A 3,010-nucleotide genomic window follows, 5' to 3' on the forward strand; every position below is an offset into this window, starting at 1 on the left:
TTTAATAAAAACCGAGTAAGAGTTTTTTAACGGTTAAGTTAATAAGGGCGCACGGTGGATGCCTTGGCACTAGGAGCCGATGAAGGACGGGACTAACACCGATATGCTTCGGGGAGCTGTAAGTAAGCTTTGATCCGGAGATTTCCGAATGGGGAAACCCACTGCCCGTAATGGGGCAGTATCTTACACTGAATTCATAGGTGTATGAAGGCACACCCGGGGAACTGAAACATCTAAGTACCCGGAGGAAGAGAAAGCAAATGCGATTTCCTGAGTAGCGGCGAGCGAAACGGAATCAGCCCAAACCAGATGGCTTGCCATCTGGGGTTGTAGGACACTCATTGTGGAGTTACAAAGGAACGGGGTAGATGAAGCGACCTGGAAAGGTCCGTCAGAGAAGGTAACAACCCTGTAGTCGAAACTTCGTTCCCTCCCGAGTGGATCCTGAGTACGGCGGGACACGAGGAATCCCGTCGGAATCCGGGAGGACCATCTCCCAAGGCTAAATACTCCCTAGTGACCGATAGTGAACCAGTACCGTGAGGGAAAGGTGAAAAGCACCCCGGAAGGGGAGTGAAAGAGATCCTGAAACCGTGTGCCTACAAGTAGTCAGAGCCCTTTTATGGGTGATGGCGTGCCTTTTGTAGAATGAACCGGCGAGTTACGATCCCATGCAAGGTTAAGTTGATGAGACGGAGCCGCAGCGAAAGCGAGTCTGAATAGGGCGTTTGCAGTATGTGGTCGTAGACCCGAAACCAGGTGATCTACCCATGTCCAGGATGAAGTCCAGGTAACACTGGATGGAGGTCCGAACCCACGCACGTTGAAAAGTGCGGGGATGAGGTGTGGGTAGCGGAGAAATTCCAATCGAACCTGGAGATAGCTGGTTCTCTCCGAAATAGCTTTAGGGCTAGCCTCGAGTTTAGAGTCTTGGAGGTAGAGCACTGTTTGGACTAGGGGCCCTCATCGGGTTACCGAATTCAGACAAACTCCGAATGCCAAAGACTTATACTCGGGAGTCAGACTGCGAGTGATAAGATCCGTAGTCAAAAGGGAAACAGCCCAGACCACCAGCTAAGGTCCCAAAGTATACGTTAAGTGGAAAAGGATGTGGAGTTGCCCAGACAACCAGGATGTTGGCTTAGAAGCAGCCACCATTTAAAGAGTGCGTAATAGCTCACTGGTCGAGTGACTCTGCGCCGAAAATGTACCGGGGCTAAACGTATCACCGAAGCTGTGGATGCATACCGTATGGTATGCGTGGTAGGAGAGCGTTCTAAGGGCTGTGAAGCATGACCGGAAGGACATGTGGAGCGCTTAGAAGTGAGAATGCCGGTATGAGTAGCGAAAGAAGGGTGAGAATCCCTTCCACCGAATGCCTAAGGTTTCCTGAGGAAGGCTCGTCCGCTCAGGGTTAGTCGGGACCTAAGCCGAGGCCGAAAGGCGTAGGCGATGGACAACAGGTTGATATTCCTGTACCACCTCTCTTCCATTTGAGTGATGGGGGGACGCAGTAGGATAGGGTAAGCGCGCTGTTGGATATGCGCGTCCAAGCAGTTAGGCCGATGAGCAGGCAAATCCGCTCATCACATAAGGCTGAGCTGTGATGGCGAGGGAACTATAGTACCGAAGTTCCTGATTCCACACTGCCAAGAAAAGCCTCTAGCGAGGAAGAAGGTGCCCGTACCGCAAACCGACACAGGTAGGCGAGGAGAGAATCCTAAGGTGATCGAGAGAACTCTCGTTAAGGAACTCGGCAAAATGACCCCGTAACTTCGGGAGAAGGGGTGCTCATTAGAGGTTTATAGCCTCGAAGAGCCGCAGTGAAAAGGCCCAGGCGACTGTTTAGCAAAAACACAGGTCTCTGCGAAGCCGCAAGGCGAAGTATAGGGGCTGACGCCTGCCCGGTGCTGGAAGGTTAAGAGGAGCGCTTAGCGCAAGCGAAGGTGCGAATTGAAGCCCCAGTAAACGGCGGCCGTAACTATAACGGTCCTAAGGTAGCGAAATTCCTTGTCGGGTAAGTTCCGACCCGCACGAAAGGCGTAACGATCTGGGCACTGTCTCAACGAGAGACTCGGTGAAATTATAGTACCTGTGAAGATGCAGGTTACCCGCGACAGGACGGAAAGACCCCGTGGAGCTTTACTGCAGCCTGATATTGAATTTTGGTACAGCTTGTACAGGATAGGTAGGAGCCTTTGAAGCCGGAGCGCCAGCTTCGGTGGAGGCATCGGTGGGATACTACCCTGGCTGTATTGACATTCTAACCCGCACCCCTGATCGGGGTGGGAGACAGTGTCAGGTGGGCAGTTTGACTGGGGCGGTCGCCTCCTAAAGAGTAACGGAGGCGCCCAAAGGTTCCCTCAGAATGGTTGGAAATCATTCGCAGAGTGTAAAGGCACAAGGGAGCTTGACTGCGAGACCTACAAGTCGAGCAGGGACGAAAGTCGGGCTTAGTGATCCGGTGGTTCCGCATGGAAGGGCCATCGCTCAACGGATAAAAGCTACCCCGGGGATAACAGGCTTATCTCCCCCAAGAGTCCACATCGACGGGGAGGTTTGGCACCTCGATGTCGGCTCATCGCATCCTGGGGCTGTAGTCGGTCCCAAGGGTTGGGCTGTTCGCCCATTAAAGCGGTACGCGAGCTGGGTTCAGAACGTCGTGAGACAGTTCGGTCCCTATCCGTCGTGGGCGCAGGAAATTTGAGAGGAGCTGTCCTTAGTACGAGAGGACCGGGATGGACGCACCGCTGGTGTACCAGTTGTTCTGCCAAGAGCATAGCTGGGTAGCTACGTGCGGACGGGATAAGTGCTGAAAGCATCTAAGCATGAAGCCCCCCTCGAGATGAGATTTCCCATAGCGCAAGCTAGTAAGAACCCTGAAAGATGATCAGGTTGATAGGTCCGAGGTGGAAGTGTGGTGACACATGGAGCTGACGGATACTAATCGTTCGAGGACTTAACCAAATGAATCAAGCATACTTGCCAAACTTACATTATCCAGTTTTGA

General features: G+C 52.8%; 1 rRNA gene. It reads left to right on the forward strand.

Features of this window, described 5'->3' with window-relative positions:
* Positions 1–31 precede the first annotated feature (31 nt).
* Positions 32–2,967, forward strand: a 23S ribosomal RNA gene (locus tag AC4BHA_RS19045).
* Positions 2,968–3,010 lie beyond the last annotated feature (43 nt).

This window comes from Pradoshia sp. Z3_51 (genome assembly GCF_058215915.1).